Origin of the sequence: Spirillospora sp. CA-108201 (assembly GCF_050936235.1) — a bacterium.
Classification (GTDB): Bacteria; Actinomycetota; Actinomycetes; order Streptosporangiales; family Streptosporangiaceae; genus Spirillospora.
In genome coordinates, this window is the sequence record NZ_JBNJNE010000001.1 from 5818109 (window position 1) to 5839681 (window position 21573).

The window sequence follows — 21573 nt, forward strand, 5'->3', positions numbered from 1 at the left end:
ACCCCCCACGCGAGGTCCTTTTGACGACGACGGACTACACCCCCGGTTCTCTGGTCTCGGTCCGCGACCGCGAATGGGTCGTGCTGCCCGAGAGCGCCCCGGACATGCTGGTGCTGCGCCCTCTCGGCGGCGCCGACGACGACATCGCGGCGGTGTTCCCGGCCTTCGAGGAGGTGCGGGGAGCGGAGTTCGCGGCACCGTCGCCGCGGGACCTCGGCGACTTCCGCGCGGCGGGCCTGCTGCGCAGTGCGCTGCGCATCGGGTTCCGGTCGGGCGCGGGACCGTTCCGTTCACTCGCCGGGATCGCGGTGGAGCCGCGCGCCTACCAGCTCGTCCCGCTGATGATGGCGCTGCGGCAGAAGACCGTCCGGATGCTGATCGCCGATGACGTCGGCATCGGCAAGACCGTCGAGGCCGGGCTGATCGCGAGCGAGCTGCTGGCGCAGGGGGAGGCGAAGGGCCTGGCGGTGCTGTGCTCGCCGGCGCTCGCCGAGCAGTGGCAGGAGGAACTGCGCGCCAAGTTCGGCATCGATGCCGAACTCGTCCTGTCGTCCACGGTCACCCGTCTCGAACGGGACCTGGACCTGGGCCAGTCCCTGTTCGACAAGCACGACAACGTGATCGTGTCGACGGACTTCATCAAGTCGCACCGGCACCGCGACGACTTCATCCGCCGCTGCCCCAACCTGGTCATCGTGGATGAGGCCCACACCTGCGTCGCCGCCGACGACACCGCCTCGCAGCAGAGCCAGCACCGCTACAAGCTGCTCCAGGGCATCGCCGACCCCGAGAAGGACCGTCACCTGCTCCTGGTGACCGCGACCCCGCACAGCGGCAAGGAGGCCGCGTTCCGCACCCTGCTCGGCCTGCTGAAGCCCGAGTTCGGCGACCTGGACATGAACAGCGGCCCCGACCGCGCCCGCCTCGCCCTGCATTTCGTGCAGCGCCGCCGCGCCGACATCCGGAAGTACCTCGACGAGGAGACCGAGTTCCCCGCCGACCGGTTCTTCAAGGACGAGACCTACAAGCTGTCGCCCGCGTACCGGTCGCTGTTGGAGGACGCGATCGGCTACGCGAGCGAGCGGGTCACCGTCGCCGGGGAGCAGGGCAGGCGCGAGACCCGAATCGCCTGGTGGTCGGCGATCGCACTGCTGCGGTCCCTGGTGTCGTCCCCGCGGGCCGCCGCGCAGACCCTTCGGACCCGGTCGGCCGCCGCATCCGCCGCCACCGCGGAGGAGGCCGACGAACTGGGCGCACCTCTGACTCGCGACTCCGCCGACAGCGACGCCCTTGAGGGATTGGACGTGGCTCCCGGCGCGGAGATCGATGACGCGGGGGCCAGGCTCGCCGCGCTCGCGGACCGCGCCGCCGACCTCGAAGGCCCGGACGCGGACCTCAAGCTGAAAGCCCTGATCAAGCACCTGAAAGCGCTGCTCAAGGACGGCTACGACCCGATCGTCTTCTGCCGCTACATCCCGACCGCCGAGTACGTCGCCGACCACCTCAGGGGAAAGCTCGGCCGCAAGACGGTCGTCAAGGCCGTGACGGGCACCCTGTCCCCGCAGCAGCGCATCCAGCGCATCGAGGACCTCGCGGAGGAGACGGCCGACTCCCCTGACGCCCGCCGCGTCCTCGTCGCCACCGACTGCCTGTCGGAGGGCGTCAACCTGCAGCACCACTTCGACGCCGTCGTTCATTACGACCTCGCATGGAACCCGGCCCGCCACGACCAGCGCGAGGGGCGCGTCGACCGCTACGGCCAGAAGCGCGAACAGGTCAAGGTCATCACCCTCTACGGCAGCGACAACGGCATCGACGGCAAGGTGCTGGAAGTCCTGATCCGCAAGCACCGGCAGATCCGCAAGGACCTCGGCATCTCCGTCTCCGTCCCGGACGAGGCGTCCTCCGGCGTGACGGACGCGATCGTCGAGTGGCTGCTGATGCGCAGGGAGAGCGGCGAGCAGGAGGCGCTGTTCGGCGCCGAGGACGTCCCATCCGTCAGCGAGAAGGCCGCCGAGCTGGAACAGGAGTGGAACTCCACCGCGGAGCGCGAGAAGGCGTCCCGTTCCCGGTTCGCGCAGAACACCATCCGCCCGGAGGAGGTCGAGCGCGAGGTCAGAGCCACGCGGGACGCGCTCGGCGACGCCGCTGAGATCCACGGCTTCGTCCGCCACGCTCTCGCCGCCCTCGACGGCGTCCTCTACGACGGCGGGGACGCGCCCGGCGACTTCAGCGCGGACCTGAGCGGCAGCCCGGTCGGCCTCCGTGACGTGCTCGCGCCGATGCTCGGCGGCGGGATCATCGAGGGCGGCAAGCGGGTCCCGTTCCGCACCGTCTCGGCGGTGACGCGCGGGGAGGCGGCGCTCGTCCGCACGGACCCGGTCGTCGGCGCGCTCGCCGGCCACCTCCTCAACGCCGCCCTCGACTCCCAGACCGACGGGCCCCGCCCGGCCCGCCGCTGCGGCGTCATCCGGACGAGAGCGGCCACGACCCGGACGACGCTGCTGCTCGTCCGCTACCGGTTCCACCTGACACTGCCGTCCCGCGTGGGCGAACGGCAGCTCGTCGCCGAGGACGCCCGGCTCCTCGCCTTCGAGGGCTCCCCCGCCGACGCGACCTGGCTGCCGCCCGAGAACGCCGCGCGCCTGCTGCACGCCAACGCCGACGAGAACACCGACCCCACCTTCGGAGTGCGGACGATGAAACGGCTCCTGGACGCCCTGCCCGACGCCACGGAGCACCTCAACGAGTACGGCGACCAGCTCGCCGCCGAACTTCGCGACTCGCACCGCCGCGTCCGCAGCGCCGCCGGCGAGATCATCCGGGGCGTGGAGGTCAAGGCCCAGCGGCCCGCCGACATCCTCGGCGCCTACGTGTACCTGCCCGTGACCGGTGCCGTCTCCGGAGGTGTCGCCTGATGTCCGCCACCGCCCGCACGCAAATCTTCTCCGCCGTCCACACCATCGGCGGGCTGCTCCCAGCCGACATGCTCGTCAGGATTTCGGAGGGCAGGGACGTCGAGGGCTCCAAGCCCGCCGACTACGACATCTTCGGCTCCCGTTCCGTCCCCGACGGGGCCGAACGCCACTGGGACTACCTCAAGTCGGTGTGGAAGGAGCTGCGCGGCAAGCTGCCCGTCGCGCCGGAGGCCGAGACTCCCGCTGACCCCACCGGCCTCGCGATCCGGCAGTGGCTGGAGCCGCTGTTCGCCGAGCTGAGCTTCGGCCGCCTCACCTCCCTTGGCGCGTCCGGCATCGAGGCCGACGACGGCACAAAGACGTTCGCGATCAGCCACCTGTGGACGCACGTCCCGATCCACCTGACCGCCTGGAACACCCGGCTCGACACCCGCCCCGGCGGCCCCGGCACCGTCCCGCCGCAGTCGCTGATGCAGGAATGCCTGAACCGCACCGATGCCCACCTGTGGGCCGTGCTGACCAATGGACGCCAGCTCAGGCTGCTGCGCGACTCCAGCGCCCTAGCCACCGCCGCCTACGTCGAATTCGACCTTGAGGCGATCTTCGATGGGGAGCTGTTCAGCGAGTTCGTACTCCTGTACCGACTCCTGCACGCCTCCCGCTTCGCCGTCGACGACGGCGCCCCGCCCTCCTCCTGCTGGCTCGAAAAATGGCGGGCGGACGCGATCGCGTCCGGCACACGTGCCCTGGACCAGCTTCGCAAGGGCGTCCAGGAGGCCATCACCACGCTCGGGACGGGCTTCCTGAAGCATCCCGCCAACATGGAGCTTCGCGAGAACATCGACACGCAGGCCATGCACAAGGCGCTGCTGCGTCTCGTTTACCGGCTGCTGTTCCTCTTCGTCGCCGAGGACCGCGATGTCCTTCATTCGCCGGACGCCTCCGAGCAGGCGCGAGAGCGGTACGCGAAGTACTTCTCGTCCGCCAGGCTGCGCGGGCACTCTCGCCGTCGGCGCGGCACCGCGCACGGCGACCTCTACCAAGCCCTGAAAATCGTGTTGGACGCGCTGGGAGACGAGGCCGGACGCCCCGAACTGGGCCTACCGGGTCTCGGCGGCCTGTACTCCGACACCGACACCGACGCCCCGCTGCGCGGACTGGCCTTGTCGAACGAGCACCTGCTCACCGCCGTCCGCCACCTCTCCCAAGTCCGAGACCCGGCAACGCGTCGCTGGCGCGCGGTGGACTACAACCACCTGGACGCCGAGGAACTCGGCTCCATCTACGAATCGCTGCTGGAACTCGTCCCCAAGCACAGCGCCGTCGATCGCACTTTCGAGCTGGCCGAACTCGCCGGCAACACCCGCAAGACGACCGGCTCGTACTACACGCCGTCGTCGCTGATCGATTGCCTGCTGGACGCCACGCTCGATCCGGTCATCGACGACGCCCAGAAGCGCGGCGAGGAGAAGGCGACGGCGGCCGGGGAACCGGACGCGACGGAGGCGATCGTCTCTGAGCTGTTGTCTCTGACCGTCTGCGACCCGGCCTGCGGCTCCGGGCACTTCCTCGTGGCCGCCGCCCGTCGCATCGCCAAGCGTGTCGCCGCGGTGCGCGAGCGCAACCCCGAACCAACGTTGGACGCGGTGCGCCGTGCGTTGCACGAGGTCATCGCACAGTGCGTCTACGGCGTGGACCTCAACCCGATGGCCATCGAACTGGCCAAGGTGTCGCTGTGGTTGGAGGCCATGGAACCGGGCAAGCCGCTCGGCTTCCTGGACGCCCACATCAAGCACGGCAACGCAATCATCGGCGCTACGCCGGCGTTGCTGAAGGGCGGCATCCCGAACGAGGCGTTCATCGCCACCGAGGGCGACGAAAAGAAGCAGGCCAAGATCCTCGAAAGGCTCAACGTCGAGGAGCGCAGCGGGCAGTACACCCTCTTCGACAGCGACGAAGAGACGGTCAAGGTCACCAACATTGCCTTCGCGGACGGCCTGCGCCGCATCACCGCCGCCCCCTCCGACAACCTCCGTGCCGTCAATCGTCAGGCTGATGCGTACGAGGAATGGGAGGAGTCCGCCGAGTACATCCGTGCTCTACACGTGGCCGACGCCTGGTGCTCCGCGTTCATGTGGCTCAAGACCGAGGACTCGCCGCGCGCCGTCACCCAGAAAATCTTCCTCGCCCTGGAGGACCCGGACGCCGAAGGCATCCCGGCGGCCACCCATGAGGAGATCGTCCGGCTCCGCGACCAGTACTGCTTCTTCCACTGGCACCTGGAGTTCCCCGAAGTCTTCACCGTCCCGGACGACGGCCAGACGTCCACGATCAACCCGGCCACCGGTTGGGCGGGCGGCTTCTCCTGTGTCCTCGGCAACCCGCCCTGGGACAGCGTCGAACTTAAAGAACAGGAGTTCTTCGAGCAGCGCTCGCCCTCGATCGCCGCCATCTCAAAGGCCGACGTCCGCAAGAAAATGATCGCCGCCCTCCAGGATTCCCCGGACACGCTGCCGCTCTACGCCGAGTACGCCGCAGCTAAGCGTGAGGTCTACGCCGAGAGTCACTTTCTGCGCAGATCAGGCCGCGTCCCCTTGACCGGGCAAGGCAACCTCAACAAGTACGCCGTATTCGCGGAAGCGGATCGGATACTCGTCGCCATAAACGGCCGCGCCGGAATCATCATCCCGACTGGCATCGCCACCGACGCCAGGACGCAGTTTTTCTTTAAGGACCTGGTGCAGCATAGCTCAATTTCCGCCCTGTATGACTTCGAGAATCGGTCAGGTTTTTTCCCCGCAGTGGATTCTCGTCAAAAATTCTGCGTCCTGTCACTAACTGGTTCCGCACAACGCGAACAAGCGGCGAAATTCGCGTTTTTTATTCGGGATCCGACTGAACTGGATGACGCCGGAAAGACATTCACGCTCACTTCAAAGGAAATCACTCTACTCAATCCAAATACCGGCACCTGCCCCATCTTCCGTTCTCGCCGAGACGCTGAGATCACTCTCAAAATCTACCGCAACGCTCCCGTTCTCTTCAGAGACGGTAAAACCAGCGGAAACCCATGGGATATTTCATTCATGAGAATGTTTGACATGTCCCATGATTCCCGCCTCTTCTTCCTTCGCGAAGACCTCCAACGCGACGGCTGGGTTCTTACCGCCAACACGTTCACAAAGGGGTCTGTGAAAATGCTGCCGCTCCATGAAGCCAAGATGCTCCACCACTACGAGCATCGTTGGGCCTCTTACACCACGAGCAATAACGTCGAATACCTTACCGCTTCAGAGAAGCGAGACTCAAAAATGACAACAATTCCTCGATACTGGACCTCTGAAGACGACACCCTCACAGGGAAGGTAGATAAAGATGGAAAACAAATAAAAGAGGAGGGCGTAACCAGTCGCCTTGCAGGTAAGAAGTGGCATCGAGACTGGCTGCTAGGCTGGCGAGATATCTGCCGTGCCACCGACGAACGCACCACCATTTCTTTCGCATTTCCAAAATCGGCGGCCGGCAACAAGGTTCCAATAATGTGTTCAAGCCAATCTCCGCTGCTCCTCGCGTCGCTAATTGCCTGCCAGTCCTCATTCGTCTTCGATTTCGCCAGTCGTCAGAAGCTTGGTGGAATCACTATGAATCTGTTTATCTGGAAGCAATTGCCAACTCTCACACCAGAATCACTCAAGCAACATGCGTCATGGATAGCCACTCGGGTAAACGAACTTAGCTACACGGCAATCGATATGGCGGCCTTCGCTCGCGACCTCGGCGACAGCGGCGCGCCCTTCATCTGGGACGAGGAGCGGCGGGCTGCGATCCGCGCCGAACTGGATGCCCTGTTCTTCCACCTTTACGGCATTAGTCAGGACGACGTCGACTACATCATGGAGACGTTCCCGATCGTCAAGCGGAAGGATGTAGCCAAATACGGGGCGTATCGGACGAAGGAGCTTGTGCTCAATGAGTACGATCGAATGGCGTCTGCTGGAGTAGACCTCGACAAGCCACTTGTTGATGGCGAGAACTACATATCCACGCTGAACCCGCTGCCGGGGCACGGGCCTCGGCATGAGTAGCGGGCGAAGACGGTAGGTAGCGGAGGGGCGGACGGGAGGGAACGCCCCTCTGCTGGTCTTCAGGTGCGGTCGATGACCGCGAAGACGACCTTGCCGACGTTGCCGGCCAGAGCTCGGATGCCCCAGCAGCGGGCGTACTGGTCGACGATGAACAGGCCACGACCCGTCTCGCTGGTTGTGTCGGCCGCCAGCATGTGCGGGAGGCCACAGGCGGCGTCCTGGACCTCCATCCACAGCGCGTCGTCCTCGGTGCGGCTCAACCGCAAGATCACGTCGCCGTCCGTTGCGGACGCCGCGTGCTGGAGGGCGTTGGTGACCAGTTCGCTGGCCACCAGGCACGGCACGAAGTCGTCCATGCCGTACTGACCGGTGACCAGCCGCACGAACTCCCGGACCTCCGCGACGACCTTGAGGTCCTGCTTCACCACCATCTCGTTCTCCACCGCCAGGCCCATGACCTCTCCTCACCGTGTGTGGCGTTCACCACACAGTGAGCCACTTTTCGGGCTAGGATTTGTCTACCGCTGAGAGGTGGCAGCCAGTGGTAGATCACCCCCCGAGCACGGCAGATTCCGCCGAGAGGTAGGAACCATGCCCCCGCGACGCCAACGCCCCCGCGAGTCGCCCGCCCTCGTCGCCTTCGGCCGTCAGATGCGCCGGTTAAGAGAGGCCAAGGACGTCAAGCAGGAGACCATCGCTCATCTGACGAAGGTGAGCGGCCCGCAGGTCAGCCGCATCGAGAACGGGAAGAAGCGCGCCACGCGCTCATTCGTGGTCGCCGTGGACGACTACCTGGAAGCGGGCGGCTCCCTCATCAGCCTTTGGGAGGACCTCAACAAGGACGGGCACCCGGTCCCGATCTGGTTCGACTGGCCGCAGATAGAGACCGACGCGGCCATGCTGGTCTGCTGGCAACATTCCGTAATTCCTGGGCTGGCCCAGACCCCGGCCTATGCATTGGCAATGCTACGAGGCAACCAAGAGGCCGCAGACGCTCGCATCAGCCGTCAAGCCATCCTCACCACGGACAAGGACTCCATCCCGCCGATCGTCGCGCTTCTGCTCGACGAACACGTGCTTCACAACCTTGTGGGCACGCCCGAGACGATGCGGAAACAGCTCGAACACCTCCTGAAGCTGAGTTTCTTGCCCAACGTTACGGTTCAAGTAGTGTTGTCTAATGGTGAACACGAGGGCGTCCTGGGCGCATTCGTGGTTGCGACGATGGAGGATCGGAGCGAGATCGCGTACATCGAGACAGCGATCCGAGGTATCACCACGGACAACCCGGCCGACCTGTCTAGCCTTGCGCGAACCTTGTTCGAGCTCCGCTCTCAGGCGCTCTCGCAGGAGATGTCGCGTGAACTGATCCGAAAGGTCATCGAGAAGAGATGGACCTGACAAGCGCCAAGTGGCGCAAGAGCACACGCAGCGGACCCAACGGCGGGGAGTGCGTTGAACTAGCCGAGGTGACCGGGGCGGTGGCGGTGCGGGACAGCAAGGACCCGGACGGGCCTGTCCTCCTGCTGACCCGCGCGGCCCTGCGCACGGCCGTCCAGTCCGCCGCCAACACGCGCTGACCACCCGGCACCCCCGCGCCGATCCCGACCACCGAGCAGCGGCGAGTCGTCCCGTCCTCCGCCCCGGACGACCCCGCCGCCTCGCCCTCCCACAGCAAGAGGCCAAGCCCGTCCACCTATCCCAGAGGCAACCTCGGCCAAGCGGACACGCCCGCCGGCAAGCCCAACCGCGCGCCCGATACCCCCACGCCCCTGGAGAACCCCGCCCTGGCGCCGTAGCACCCACAGCGGCCCCACGGCGGCAACTGCGTGGAACTGGCCTCCGACTCCCAGACCGATCATTCTGCGTCCGGGCGACTCAGCGGTAGGTCCAGGCTTGACCGGTGCCTCGGTAGTCCTCGACGGGGATCGGGTGGACGCCCTCACGCATCCGGTCGGTGTAGAGCTGTCCGTACAGGTGGTCGATCTCGTGCCCGGCCAGACGCGCGAGTGCGGCATTCAGGACGGCTACTGCCTGCCGTCCGTCCAGCCGAGTGTGGGCGACTTCCAACCTGAGCGGACGGGGCACCAGGCCGCGGACGTCGAAGAAGCTCAGGCAGCCTTCATACTGCTCGTCGGTTTCGGCTGATGCGCTGATCACGCGGGGGTTGAGCAGCACGAGCGGTTCGGCGTCCGGGTCGGGCGGGGCGATGACGGCGGCGGCGCGGTCGATGCCGATCTGGGGGGCGGCCAAGCCCATGCCCTTGCCGAACACGTGGTGTTCGCGGACCCGCTGCATCGCGGCGAACAACTGGTCGACAACGTCGCCCGCCTCACCGGCCTCGGTGGGCAGATCGAACGGGCGCGCGGTGGTGGCCAGGATCGGTTCGCCGCGCTGGACGATGCCGGCGGCCCTCATCCGGTCGCTGGCCGTGCGCAACTCGGGACGGTGCTGCTCGATGTCGTCGTCGCGGGCCCGGAACCGCCACTCCAGCCGGTAGCGGGCGCCCATAGGCGGATCCTGGGTGGCCCATGAGAACACCAGCCGGTCCCCGTCCTCGGTGCGGGTGATGGGAGTGCGCAGCGGGACGGCCTCGGCGGTGGTGGAGGTCTCGGTGCCCCACACCACCGGATCCAGCCCGGCAGGGAATACCAGCTCGACCGACAGGCGCCGGGTCGGCAGGCGGACCGCGCGTTGGAACCACGGGCCCCACCGCCCGTCGTCGACCTGGTAGCCGTACTCGATGGTCGAGTGCTGACCGGGGTAGAGAGGGAAGCGTCCGCGGTCGCTCTCCAGGCGCAGCCATGCCTCTTTGAAGGAGTCGCGGTCCTGCTTGGGGCGCCAGCTCATGGGTTCGCCGTCGCAGGACGCGGTCAGCGCGAGCTCGTCCCAGGTGAGCGGCCGGGCCCGATACAGCGCGTTGGACCGGTCAGGTCGGCCGGGGTAGCGGTCGACGCTGATGCGGATCAGGTAGCGGGTGACCGGTTCGGCGCCGCCGTTGAACAGACGGCGCCGCTGCATCGGCCGGTACGCCGTCCCGTCGTACTCCAGCCGGGCATGGTCCTCCTCCACCACCAGGCCATCGGCGTCGCTCGCACCGGCCCCGGCGGCTCGGAGCGGTCCGTCGGCCCGCCACGCCTGCCACAGTGCACCGCCGGCACTGAGCACGCTGTCGGCCTTGCGGGCGAAGTCCTCGCTGGCCGGGTGACGTCCCGCCTCCACGTGGCTGACATATGAGGGGTCGAAGCCCATCGCGGCGGCCAGCTTCTTCTTCGACATCGTCCGCTGTTCGCGCCACCGTGTCAGGGCCGCGCCGAACGAGGTTCTTTGAGCGGACGTGGGCTCCGGCCTGTCGGCGGGCTGCTGGGAGGCCATGGCCCGATCCTCTCCCCATTCCGGGATGAGGGTGTGAATGAACCGTGAATGAGGTCCCGTCAGCGTGGCCTCACCGACTGTATCGGGGCTCTCCTCATCTGTGAGGACAACTTCGAGGAGGTGCAGCACCATGGGTAAGCACGAAGACCCCGCCGAGAAGAACGGCCACAAACCGGACAAGCCCATTCCGCCGCCGAACAAGGACGACAAGGGCGACGGCAAGCGGGGGAAATGATCGACTGATGGGAGACGTCATGCAGCGCGTCGAGGCGCTGATCGAGCGGCTGACCGCCGCCGGGTGGCTGACGCAGAACCGCGTCAGGGCGGCGCTGCATGACGTCACCCGGCACGTGTTCGCGCCGCCGGTGGCCTGGACCGGCGACGGCGACCGGGTGAGCAAGGAGGCCGACCCCGAAGGTTGGCTTGATCTGGTCTACGGCGACGACGCGATCATCACCCAACTCGACGACGGCACGACCGATCTCACGACCGGTGCGGGCCGCTTCACCTCGTCGCTGTCCGCGTCGAGCACCGTCGTGTCCCTTCTGGAGTTGCTGGACGTCGAGCCGGGGCACCGCGTGCTGGACGTGGGCACCGGTACCGGCTGGACGGCCGCGCTGCTGTCGCGTCTGGTCGGCTCGGCGAATGTCACCAGCGTGGAGGTCGATCCCGCGGTGTCGGCACAGGCGTCCGCCAATCTCAAGAGCGCGGGCCATGCGCCTCGGCTCATCGTGGGGGACGGCGCTCACGGTTGGGCGAAGGGAGCACCCTACGACCGATTGCACGCCACATGCGCGGTCGCCCGGGTGCCGTATGCGTGGGTGGAGCAGACCCGTCCCGGCGGGGTGATCGTGACGCCCTACGCCCCGGGGTTCGGGTCCAGCCACGAACTGCGGCTCGTGGTGATGCCGGACGGTACCGCCGTGGGCCGCTTCAACGGCTCCGCCTCGTACATGATGATGCGAGCGCAGCGTCACCCCGGATGGGACGCCTTCGACCGGCACGGGGACCGATCCACGACCGACATCGACCCCCGGACCATCGGCTACGCCCCGGCGGGAGCCGACCTGGCGATGGGAACTGCGCTACCGAGTGTGTGCGCCCGGGGCGCGCACGACGGCGCCGCCTACACGCTGCGCCTGTGGAGCACGGACGCGTGGGCCGAAGCTCACTACGAGCCAGGCCGCGACTCCTTCGATGTCGAGCAGGGCGGGGACCGGCCCCTGTGGGATCTGGCGGTGTCGGCCTACTTCGACTGGATCGCCCATCGCAGCCCCGGCCGCGACCGCTTCGGCCTGACCGTGTCACCCGCCGGCGACCACGTCTGGCTAGACCATCCCGGCGACATCGCCTGACCCCGAACCCGTGAGAAGGGAGGGCTCCCGGGGTCCCCTGGCGTCACGCCACCTGAACCGACCGGAGTCCGCACCCCGGCCCCTCCGGAAGGGGTGAGCCGACGGGTCACGGCGTCAGATGCGTGCTGCGATCGAGGACACGTCCCGCAGCACCCGATCGAGCAGTTCCTTCAGCAGCCGATTCTCATCAAGGGTCGAACGGGCTCTGTCGTGAAGGGGTTCGACCAATTCCTGGAACCGCCGGCGAACATCGTCACCGGGCCAGGCCAGCTCCAACTGCGAGAAGGCGCGTCGACTGATCTCCCTTGCCTGCCGACCTTGCGCGATCTTAGGAAGCTCCTCGCTTCTGGAACGAAGCTCGTGCAGCAGCCACCAGCGATCCGAGGGATCGCACGGGCGCACCGCGAGCACTCCTCGGGCGGGGGTGGTCCGGAACCAGGTCAGTGCGGCGCGGGCCCCTTCGGGTCGTGACGCGACCAGTACGGTTCCCGGTTCGCAGAGGTCCCCCGGCTCGGCACGCGTTTCCTGTCCTCCCAGAATGTAGGGCGGATCCGCGCGCAGGACGTCGGCCGGCGCTATCCGGGACGTCGCGACGCCGCTCAAGTCAGCCTGCGATCGGCCTGGCCGACCGGTCATGACCGAAGTGACGGCACCGAACGTGGCAGGCGTCCATGACTGCCGATGCCGCCGCACCAGCATGGCGTGATGAGCGTCGGCCAAGGTGACGGCGTCCGCGGCGATCCGCAGGTTGAGGTCCCTTTTGGCCTGGATCAACTCCACAAGTCGGCTGAGGGTTTCGATTTGTCCGGGGGGAGGAACGGCCACCTCCATCACCTTCAGCCGGTCGATGCTCAGGGTCGGCTCGACATGGGCCGACACATGCCGGTCGAACCAGGCGCGGGCGACGGGCGTCTGGAACCAGATCTTCAGCCAACGGGTGATGTCATGGTTGCTTGAGCGGAGGATGCCGACCGAGCGTGTCGTCACCCAGCCGGTATGGCGCTGGTCGATCAGCGCCGCGTCACCCACCCGGCGGACGAGAACCACGACCAGGTCGCCCTCGGCGAGGACGGCGCGGTTGTCCTTGCCGTCCAGCGGTGCGGCAGGGGCCGGGGGAGACGTCCAGAGGCGGCCGTCGTGGACGTCACCGGCTCTGACCACTCCCCCGCCGCTGGGGAGCTCGTGTTCCGGAAGGCCGTAGGTGACCTTCAGGTCCGCGGCCTCCTTGACCGTCATGCGCCGCCAGCCCTCAACGTCGAGTGCGCGCATCACAGTTCGTCCAGGACTCGAAGCAGGTCGGCCTCCAGGACGCGCGACTCTTGGAACCTGTCCCGGAGTTCGGCGGCGAGCTCGTCGATCTGCCGCTGCTCAGGAGAATCGCCGATGCCGAGCTCACCGGTGTACCTCGGCGGCTGCAGGTCGTATCGCTGATCGGCGATCTCCTCGGCGGTGACGGAACGGCACTGACCTGCCTCGTCACGGTATTGCCCGTCCACCTCTCGCCACGCCCCGAGTGTCCGCAGCACCTGCTCGACCCCTTCCGGGCTGAGGCGACGCTTACGCCTCGGCGCCTGTTCGTACGCCTTCCGCGCGTTGATGAAGAGCACTTTGCCCCGACGGTCACTGCTTCCCCACTCATCGCAGGGGCCTTTGTCGCTGTTGAGCAGCCACAGGCAGCAGGGGGCACGGCTGTGGGCGAACAGGCCCGGCGGCAGTGCCACCACACATTCGACGACGTCGTCCTGGACGAGGCGTCCGCGCACCCGCTGCTCCACCTGTCGTGCCCCGGTCGCGGCCCCCTCCGCCATGAGAATCGCCGCTCTGCCCCGAGGAGCGAGCGCGTGCACGATGTGGAGGATCCATGCCAAGTTCGCGTTGTCCTGAGGGGGCGGCGCCTCGTCCGACCACCTCGGATCGTCCGTGCGCGGTCCGGCACGCCACGAGCCGTTGAACGGCGGGTTGGCCAGGACGATGTCATAGGACGACTCGGCGGGCCGCGCGAGACTGTCCACCGGCGCGGTAACTCGGGCGTGGATGCCACGGGCGGCCAGGTTCATTCGCGCCACATGGAGCGCGGAGGCGTGCACGTCCTGGCCGGTCAGTTCGAGATTCGACGGCCGGCCCGTGCGATCGGACACGTGGCGGTAGGCGCCGATGAGCAATCCGCCTGAACCGCACACCGGATCAAGCACCCGCTGGCCTTCCTGAGGATCCGCCGCTGCCACCATCAACCGCACGACGTCGTTGCGGGTGAAATAATCCCCGCTTTTCGCCTTCGCTTCGGACAGGTCCTGAAAGCATTGGTCCAGGCAGTCATCGATGCGGCCGACTCGGTGGATCGCCTTGACCAGGCGACGCAGCGCGTCGTCGGCCGTTGGAGGAAGACGCGGCACGAACGTGCGGCCTTCCTCGTCTTGGTACCGGAGCAGGCATTCTCGTACCGAAAGCCCTATCTGCTGCTGAGGCTTGTCCGTTTGGGCCAAGAGCCAGTGCCACAAGGAATGCCGGTCGCTCTGCGGATTGTTTCGTGCTTGGTCCCTCAGAGTCATGAGTCCGGCCACGACGCCGCAGGCGTCGTGAAACTGAAGAAGGCCCCCCAGGTCACGCACTGGGATTCGGATTTCAGGCGGCATCTCCACTCCTCCTGGTGGCCGGGCGTGCTGTCCCCGCATCCTTGCTCACGCGATGCCGCCCGTTTTCATGAGCAGGACGACCACCGGCACCGCGGCCGCGAAAGCAGCGGCCGCGGCTGCGATGGACCCGATGACCCGGCCACCGTCAAGCCACTTCAGGAATGCGGCCAGCAGCGCCGCGATCAGCGCCACCAGGATCACCACGACCACGATGAGTACTCGCTCCATCTGCGGCTCCATCTCTACTGGGCGCGCGCCGGCGGACGGTCGCGCGGGTTCTCGTGTCGGGCGGGCGGTCATCCCCGCCCGACACGAGAACAGTAGGAGGCTACGGCCGCGGCGCACCTAGAGCACGCTGTTTGGGTTTTCCTAGAGCCAGATTGATGTCCATCTGTAGATGTATGTCTGATTTTGGCGACATCTAGGGGGTCACCCCCTTGCGGTAGGTGCGCGGGGACGGGCTCGGGCAGCCTCCCCGGAGGCGGTCAGTCCGTGATGTCAAGAATCGTCATCGAGCCACGGCCTTCGCGGAGGGGGAAGCGGTCGCCGATCCGGCCCGTTTCCAAGGCCCTGCCGACCGGCTTGTTCGGCGAGACGCGGTCGTAGCCGTCGATGTCCACGGCGGAGATGACGAGGGTGCCTTCATCGCCGTCGCCGTAACGGACGTGGAAGAGGCAGCCGGGAGAGGCGAAACGGCAGGCACCCGGACGGCGGACGAAGCCCGGCCATTTCATCATGGCTTCCAGCTCCCTGAGACGGGCATTCAGGCCGTCAAGGTCGCCTTCACCGTCCACGGCGGGATTGGGAAAGAGCTGCGTGCTCAGCTTCCTCTCGATCGCGTCGATCTCCGCACGAACCCGATGGGCCGTCGAACTGGTGATGATGGCGCCGAGGCGCGCCCCCACCCCGTTATCGAGCCGGAGTCCACGTCGGCTTGCGAACCCCCGCAGGTTGTGGCACACCTCAGGGGAATCCGCAGCGGCGGCGCTCAGGCAGTAAGCCCTACGTCGCCGGTCCCACCGTAGATCAGTGGCCCTGGTGTACTCGCGCAGCGCACTGTTGTTCTCCCTGTTGTACGGGAAGTAGATCAGGATTTCGTCGTCGATCAGGTCAATCGCGTACCGCTGGCCCATGAACGCCCTCCCTCGACGGAACCGCGACCCGACCATGCCACAGAGCCCCGACACTTCTTTGCTCGCGGGATGACCATCAGGGTCAACGCCCATCGAGACGCGTTCGATCAACGGGGATATACCCCGCCCGTCTCCGTCACTGGAACTGGCCGGGAAACGACTGCCAGGAACAGTCGCGCCGTCTCGAATCGCGATCCCGCTGCAGCCTCGCCCCTGACGCGGTCCCAGGTGCCCAGGGGTCGCCTCAGAAGCTCGGCTAGCACGGCTGACCTGGTCGTACTCCGTGCAGCGCTCACCCGGGGGTCCAGGCCCGGGGGCGTTCGGGTCGGACCTTCAGCATCGCCTTCCCCTTGCGGCAATGGCGTCCCGCTCGATTATTGAAGAAGATCAGGCCGTGGCCGGGGACGGGATGGGATCGCGTGGGTAGCGGGATGGGCGGCGCGCGCCGGTGGTGCGGCGAATGAGGCCCCGCCTGAACATCGCGTTGAACGTCCTGCTCGTGGTCGTGCTCGCCCTTCTGGGCATCCTGACGAACTACGCGACCGGGGGCGACGACGCGCCGCTGCCGCTGGACCTGCTGCGCAAGTTCGCCGTTCCCGGGCTCGGGGTACTGATCGTGGCGTTGATCGTCCTGACAGCGATGTCGGCGCGGCTGGAAAATCCGCCGCGGGCGCCGGAGCGTGAGTGGGATCCGGGTCGCACCCCGTATCCGGGGCTGGAGGCGTTCGCCGAGGACGAGGCGGCGGTGTTCTTCGGACGAGACGAGCCGGTGAGCACGCTGCTCCGTCAGCTGTACCAGCGCGATGGCGAGCGGTTCGTGGTCGTCGCCGGGGCGTCGGGGAGCGGCAAGTCCTCGATGGTGCAGGCCGGGCTGATCCCCCGGTTGCGCGGGCGCCGCTGGCTGGTGCAGCCGGTACTGGCACCGGGGTCCGATCCGATGGCCGCGTTGGCGACGACGTTCGGCGACGCTCTGGACGCAGAACGGTTGCGAGGCGCGCCGTCCGCGCTGGCCGAACTGGTCACAGAGGCGCGGCGGCGTTCCGGGCGGCGCGACGCCCGCGTCCTCATCACCGTCGACCAGTTGGAGGAGCTGTTCACGCTTGCCGGATCCGACCAGCGGGACCTGTTCCTGTCGGCGCTGTCGGCGGCGTTGCGCGCCGATTCCAGGTTGTGGGTGGTGGCGACGGTCCGCATCGAGTTCCTGCGCTCCTTCCTGGAGACCGGCCATGCCGCACTGTTCGCCCGCCCCATAGCGCTCGGCGCGTTGACGCGGGCCGAACTCGCGACGGTGGTCGAGGCACCGGGCACGCTGGCCGGGCTGCGGTTCGAGCCCGGCCTGGTCACCAGAATCGTCGAGGACACCGGGACAGCCGACGCACTGCCGCTGTTGGCCTATCTGCTGCAGGAGCTGTATTTCGCGTCCGGGCGCGGGAAGGTCGCCACGTTCGACGCGTACCGCCGGCTCGGCGGGGTGGCGGGCGCTCTGTCCAGGCAGGCCGACCAGCTCGTTACCGCGCTGCGCGGAGACGAGGGCATCGAGCCGATCCTGGCGGTGCTGTTCAAGTTCGTCACCACGGAAGGGACCGAGGCCACCCGCCGCCGCGTCGTCCTGGACGATCTGAGCGAGGACGAGCGACGCGTCGTCACCGCGTTCGTGGAGGCCCGGCTGCTGGTCACCGACGTGTGGGAGGGAACGCCCATCGCGCAGGTCGCGCATGAGGCGCTGTTCCGCCAGTGGGCGCCGCTGCGCCAGGAGGTGGAGGCACGGGCGGAGCTGCTGCGGCGACGCGCCGAGCTGGAACGATGGGCCGCGGACTGGCGCCAGGCCGGGCACAAGGTCGACTACCTGCTGACCGGCGAGCGGCTCCAGCTCGCGCTGCAGTGGCTGGAGGGCCTGGAGTCGGCCGGGCAGGACAGCGGCGAGATCCGCGCGTTCATCGAGGCGTCCAAACGGCGCGACCTGGCGTTCCTGCGACGCGTGTCGGAGGGGATCGGCCAGTACGTCATGGCCAACGCCGAGCAGTACCCCGAGCTGGCGATCCTGCTGGCCGCGGCAGCGCTGTCGGAGTGCCCGCCGACACCGGCCGCCACACGCGCGCTCATGGCGGCGTTGGCCTTCAGCCACCTGACCCACGTGCTGGACGGGCACACCGACGCGGTCCGCAACCTCGCCTGGTCGCCCGACGGAGCCCTGATCGCCACCGCGTCCCGCGATGGCACATGCCGGCTGTGGGACGCGACCACCGGCTCCACTACCGCCGTACTGGAAGGCCACCAGGGCATGGTGGAGATGGTCGCCTGGGCGCCGGACGCCCGCCGCATCGCCACTGCCTCCCGCGACCAAACCGTCCGCGTCTGGGACACCGCCACCGGCCGCACCCTGGCTGTGCTGGCGGGCGCGACCGACGTCGTGCGAACCGTCGCCTGGTCACCGGACGGAACCAAAATCGCCGCCGGTGCCCGCGACCGGGTGGTGCGCATCTGGCGGGCCGACAGCTACCAACCCGTGACCGAGCTGCACGGCCACACCGACAACATCCTCGGCATCGCCTTCTCGCCCAGCGGCAACCTGCTGGCCACCGGATCCCATGACAGGACCGTCCGTATCTGGGATCTCGCCACGGGCACGGCCACGGTGCTCGACGGCCACCAGGACTTCGTGGAAGGTGTCGCCTGGTCCCCCGACGGCGCCTTCGTCGCGTCGGCCGGAGGCGACGGCACCATGCGCATCTGGGACATCCGCTCCTCAGCACAAACCGGACTCATCCGCTGCCACGGCACCAGGGTGTGGAACGTGGCGTGGTCACCCGATGGCACCTACCTGGCCAGTTGCGGCAGCGACAACACCGCCCGCGTCTGGAACCCGCGGACCAGCGAGGAGATCTTCGCCCTCCGCGGCCACACCGACGACGTGTGGGGCGTCGTGTGGTCCCCCGACGGCACGCGTCTGGCCACCGGCTCAGCCGACACCACCGCCCGCATCTGGGAAGTCACCCCCAAGGGCGCCGAGAGTGTCCAGCTGGCCGGCCATCGCGGCCCCGTCCGCGCCGCCGCGGTCACGCCGTCCGGACGGTTGATCGCCACCGCTGGTGACGACGCGACGATCCGGATCTGGGACGCCGCCGACGGCACCCTCCACGCCGTGATCACCGACCACCAGGACACCGTCCACGACCTCGCCTGGAACAGCGTGGGAGGCCACACGATGCTGCTCTCCTGCTCCAGCGACCGCACGATCGGCTTGTGGAGGCTGGACGAAGCCTCACCTGGTGAGATCTCCGGCGAACGAATTCCCAGCAGCGACATTCACGAGGCCGTGGCCTGGCACCCCGGCTCGGACACCTTCGCAACCGCAGGGCACGACCGCACCATCGTCATCCACCCCCGCGGCGACCACGACTCCACCGAGAGCCTGGCCGGTCACCACGACTGGGTCGTCGGCCTCGCCTGGTCCCCCGCCGGGACGCACCTCGGCTCCACCTCCGACGACCGCACCGCCCGCATCTGGAACGTCCATGACCCCGGCGAAGCCGTGACGCTGCACGGCCACGCCAACTGGGTCGACGACATCTCCTGGTCCCCCGACGCACGCCGGGTCGTCACCGGCTCCGCCGACGGCACCGCCCGCGTCTGGGACACCACCACCGGGGAGCAACTGGCCGTCCTCGACGCCCACGAAGCCCGCGTCGCCAGCGTGGCCTGGTCACCCGACGGCTTCATGATCGCCACGGCGTCCTACGACCGCACCGTCCGTCTGTGGGCGGGTAGGACCTACGCCGAGATCGGGGTGATCGGTGTCCATCGCGGCCCGGTCGTCTCCGTCACCTGGACTCCGGACAGCCAGACCGTCATCTCCGCCTCCTTCGACGGCACCGCCCGGCTCTGGCCCTTCGACGTCGACCTCGACGTCCTGAAATCCAAGGCCGGGACCCGCGTGTTCCGCCCTCTGGCGCAAGAAGAACGCCTCGCCCACCTGCTCCCCGAGCCCGATCAGTAGACCTGCTCGACCACCCGCACATCACGATCGACCAGGTATTCGGACGGATCCAGCCCCATCGCCTCCCGCTCCGGCGACGCCCAGTACCGCTGGTTCGCCTCCTCGAACGTCTCCTCCCCCTCGTACCAGATCACCCACACGAACCGACTGCGCTCATGATCAAGCCAGGCACCCCCGATCCCAAACCCCAACTTCAACCGCAGCGGCACCACCGACTCCCGCCACCTGGCCGCCCACTCCTCAAGCAGGCCTTCCCTGATCGTGTACGTCCTCAACTGGACGGTCTTCGGCACGATGACTCCTCTTCCACCTGCAATCCGCAGCGTCGGCTAACACCTGCCCTACAAAACTCAGCCAACCACGCGCGCAGCTTCACGCCGGTCCCGTGGCGGAAGCCGCCGGGGCCGGTCTGGAGGTGTGGGTCTCCGCGCCGCTGAACGGCGGCGAACTCGTCGATCTGGTCACTTCCGACCTGGCCGAGTTCATCAGACCCGACCCCTCACAGGTCGCCGCGACGCTCGCGGTAGTGGCCTCCACGCTTGGACTCACCGGAGCCCTGCTTTTGGCGTCAACTGCGGCACACTGGCGAGAAGCATTCAACGCCTTCCAGCGTCCAGCCATTCAACTCCCGCATCTCCAGGACATCTGCCGTGTTCTTCGAGCCTGACGATCCCGACGTCCGCGCACGGATGCACGCCGCCTTCGCCGGCGCGACGATCCGGCTCGACTGCGCACCCGCCGAAGGCGCAACCGAAACCTGGGGCCATAGCGGAAGGACCATCGGCGCCCCCGTCACGACGTCCTCCGGAAACGCCTGGCTCCGGGTGCTGGAAGCACCAGTCGGCAAGGAGGGTGGAAAGCTGTGGACCGGCACTCAAGAAGCCGCCGCCACTCTTCCGATGAAGATCCCACGCCCCCGGCTGCTGGCTTCAGCCGACTGGGTTGACGAGGGATATGCCTACCGAGCCGAGCTCAGCACCTAACGGCGCCCGTCTGCTCCCCGACTCCGGACCTCACCCAACACATCGCCCTGCCCGGCGCATGGTGGTCCCAATTGCAGCGCGCTACGAGCACGGTTGCCACCACACCGGTTCCGGACAACCGCCCACGCGTCATCAGCCAGGGCTACGTACACCGCACCATCCCTCGCTACCTTGGCGAAGCAGGCATCGACACCAACGTCCGCCGCTGTCCCTCGCCCACGGCGACCTCCACTGGGCCAACCTCACGAGTCCGGAGCTGACCATCCTCGACTGGGAAGGCTTCGGCCCCGCCCCTCACGGATTCGACGCCGCCCACCTCTACGCATACACCCTTCCCGTCCCAGAACTGGCGGCCAGCGTGCGCGATACCTTCGCCGACGTCCTGGCAACACGCGACGGGCTGCTTGCCGAGCTCACGGTCGCGGCCATCCTCCTTCAGGCTGCCAACCGCGACCCCGTCCATGCCCGGCTCGCCCCTCATGTCCGAGCACATGCGCAGCGGCTACTGGAGCACCATCGCGACTCCCGAAGGCCCTGAGCGCAGCAGCGCGCGTCGGCACAGGATGGTGGCGCTGCAGCTTGAGGGCCCCCGCATCCCGGCTCCACGAGTTACCCGATGATGTCGGCGGCGGGCGGTGTGATGGCGCCCGGGAGTAGGGCACGGAGGCCTGTCTCTCTCAAGTACCCATCCACCGTCCATGGCCGACGCCTCGGTACGGTCGGGTTATCCGATCTGCAGTTCGAGGCCGTGCTGGCTTCGGCCCGCGCCTCGGCCAACTCCAGTGACTTTGCGCTGGTGGCGATGCTCGCGTCGCCTGGACTGCGAATCTTCGAGGCAACCAGAACCGACATCAACGACCGGGGCGAGGAACACGGCCGCCGAGTCCTCCACATTCGACAGGTGCCCGTATGGTGCTGACGATCGCTGCCGCAGTCGGCGGAGTCATCGACCGCGCCACCGGTGGCCGGACATCTGGGTTAATCGTGATCAACGCTTACAAAACCCGCATGGATTGGCACCCCACCACCAGCCGCCTGCGCCGACTCGCAGCCCCATGTCCAGCAGCCAGGTTTCGGACACTCACAAAACTAGA

15 protein-coding genes are annotated in these 21573 nt (G+C 67.6%); 8 read left to right on the plus strand and 7 right to left on the minus strand.

The features are described from left to right. Positions 1 to 20: 20 nt before the first annotated feature. Positions 21 to 2918 (plus strand): DEAD/DEAH box helicase, encoded by a 2898-nt coding sequence (locus ACQEU6_RS28010; RefSeq protein WP_499336039.1) that lies wholly within the window; start codon positions 21 to 23, stop codon positions 2916 to 2918. After that, a complete protein-coding gene (locus ACQEU6_RS28015; RefSeq protein WP_499336040.1) occupies positions 2918 to 7003 on the plus strand; it encodes an Eco57I restriction-modification methylase domain-containing protein in 4086 nt (1361 codons plus the stop codon). The genes ACQEU6_RS28010 and ACQEU6_RS28015 overlap by 1 nt, the downstream gene beginning before the upstream one ends. Positions 7004 to 7062: 59 nt before the next feature. On the opposite strand, the gene ACQEU6_RS28020 is transcribed toward ACQEU6_RS28015, so the two are convergent. After that, positions 7063 to 7458, minus strand: coding sequence for an ATP-binding protein (locus tag ACQEU6_RS28020; protein ID WP_499336041.1), 396 nt, complete (start codon positions 7456 to 7458; stop codon positions 7063 to 7065). A 136-nt stretch (positions 7459 to 7594) separates the two neighbouring features. On the opposite strand from ACQEU6_RS28020, the gene ACQEU6_RS28025 reads away from it, so the two are divergent. Further along, positions 7595 to 8404, plus strand: coding sequence for a helix-turn-helix domain-containing protein (locus ACQEU6_RS28025; protein ID WP_499336042.1), 810 nt, complete (start codon positions 7595 to 7597; stop codon positions 8402 to 8404). Continuing rightward, positions 8395 to 8583: a DUF397 domain-containing protein gene (locus ACQEU6_RS28030; protein ID WP_499336043.1), complete on the plus strand. Its 189-nt coding sequence runs from the start codon at positions 8395 to 8397 to the stop codon at positions 8581 to 8583. The genes ACQEU6_RS28025 and ACQEU6_RS28030 overlap by 10 nt, the downstream gene beginning before the upstream one ends. Before the next feature lie 298 nt (positions 8584 to 8881). Here the strand turns inward: ACQEU6_RS28030 and ACQEU6_RS28035 are convergent, their stop codons facing one another. Next, positions 8882 to 10378 (minus strand): peptide deformylase, encoded by a 1497-nt coding sequence (locus ACQEU6_RS28035; protein ID WP_499336044.1) that lies wholly within the window; start codon positions 10376 to 10378, stop codon positions 8882 to 8884. 242 nt (positions 10379 to 10620) lie between these two features. Between ACQEU6_RS28035 and ACQEU6_RS28040 the strand changes: the two genes are divergently transcribed. Continuing rightward, positions 10621 to 11733, plus strand: a complete 1113-nt coding sequence (locus tag ACQEU6_RS28040) for a methyltransferase domain-containing protein (RefSeq protein ID WP_499336045.1) — start codon at positions 10621 to 10623, stop codon at positions 11731 to 11733. 114 nt (positions 11734 to 11847) lie between these two features. Here ACQEU6_RS28040 and ACQEU6_RS28045 read toward each other — a convergent pair whose 3' ends face one another. From ACQEU6_RS28045 to ACQEU6_RS28060, 4 genes are all read right to left on the minus strand, one after another. After that, positions 11848 to 13002, minus strand: a complete 1155-nt coding sequence (locus tag ACQEU6_RS28045) for a restriction endonuclease subunit S domain-containing protein (RefSeq protein ID WP_499336046.1) — start codon at positions 13000 to 13002, stop codon at positions 11848 to 11850. Then, positions 13002 to 14366, minus strand: coding sequence for an N-6 DNA methylase (locus ACQEU6_RS28050; RefSeq protein ID WP_499336047.1), 1365 nt, complete (start codon positions 14364 to 14366; stop codon positions 13002 to 13004). Before ACQEU6_RS28050 ends, ACQEU6_RS28045 begins: the two co-directional genes overlap by 1 nt. Before the next feature lie 45 nt (positions 14367 to 14411). Next, complete coding sequence (locus tag ACQEU6_RS28055) at positions 14412 to 14594, minus strand: hypothetical protein (protein ID WP_499336048.1); 183 nt, start codon at positions 14592 to 14594, stop codon at positions 14412 to 14414. A 257-nt stretch (positions 14595 to 14851) separates the two neighbouring features. After that, positions 14852 to 15499 (minus strand): hypothetical protein, encoded by a 648-nt coding sequence (locus ACQEU6_RS28060; RefSeq protein WP_499336049.1) that lies wholly within the window; start codon positions 15497 to 15499, stop codon positions 14852 to 14854. A 460-nt stretch (positions 15500 to 15959) separates the two neighbouring features. Here ACQEU6_RS28060 and ACQEU6_RS28065 point away from each other — a divergent pair, with 460 nt between their 5' ends. Then, complete coding sequence (locus tag ACQEU6_RS28065; RefSeq protein WP_499336050.1) at positions 15960 to 19496, plus strand: nSTAND1 domain-containing NTPase; 3537 nt, start codon at positions 15960 to 15962, stop codon at positions 19494 to 19496. On the opposite strand, the gene ACQEU6_RS28070 is transcribed toward ACQEU6_RS28065, so the two are convergent. Beyond that, positions 19490 to 19789 (minus strand): NIPSNAP family protein, encoded by a 300-nt coding sequence (locus ACQEU6_RS28070; protein ID WP_185030248.1) that lies wholly within the window; start codon positions 19787 to 19789, stop codon positions 19490 to 19492. The genes ACQEU6_RS28065 and ACQEU6_RS28070 overlap by 7 nt on opposite strands. Positions 19790 to 19881: 92 nt before the next feature. Between ACQEU6_RS28070 and ACQEU6_RS28075 the strand changes: the two genes are divergently transcribed. After that, on the plus strand, positions 19882 to 20163 hold the full coding sequence (locus ACQEU6_RS28075; RefSeq protein WP_499336051.1) for a hypothetical protein: 282 nt from the start codon (positions 19882 to 19884) through the stop codon (positions 20161 to 20163). Continuing rightward, positions 20147 to 20479: a hypothetical protein gene (locus tag ACQEU6_RS28080; protein ID WP_499336052.1), complete on the plus strand. Its 333-nt coding sequence runs from the start codon at positions 20147 to 20149 to the stop codon at positions 20477 to 20479. The genes ACQEU6_RS28075 and ACQEU6_RS28080 overlap by 17 nt, the downstream gene beginning before the upstream one ends. Positions 20480 to 21573 lie beyond the last annotated feature (1094 nt).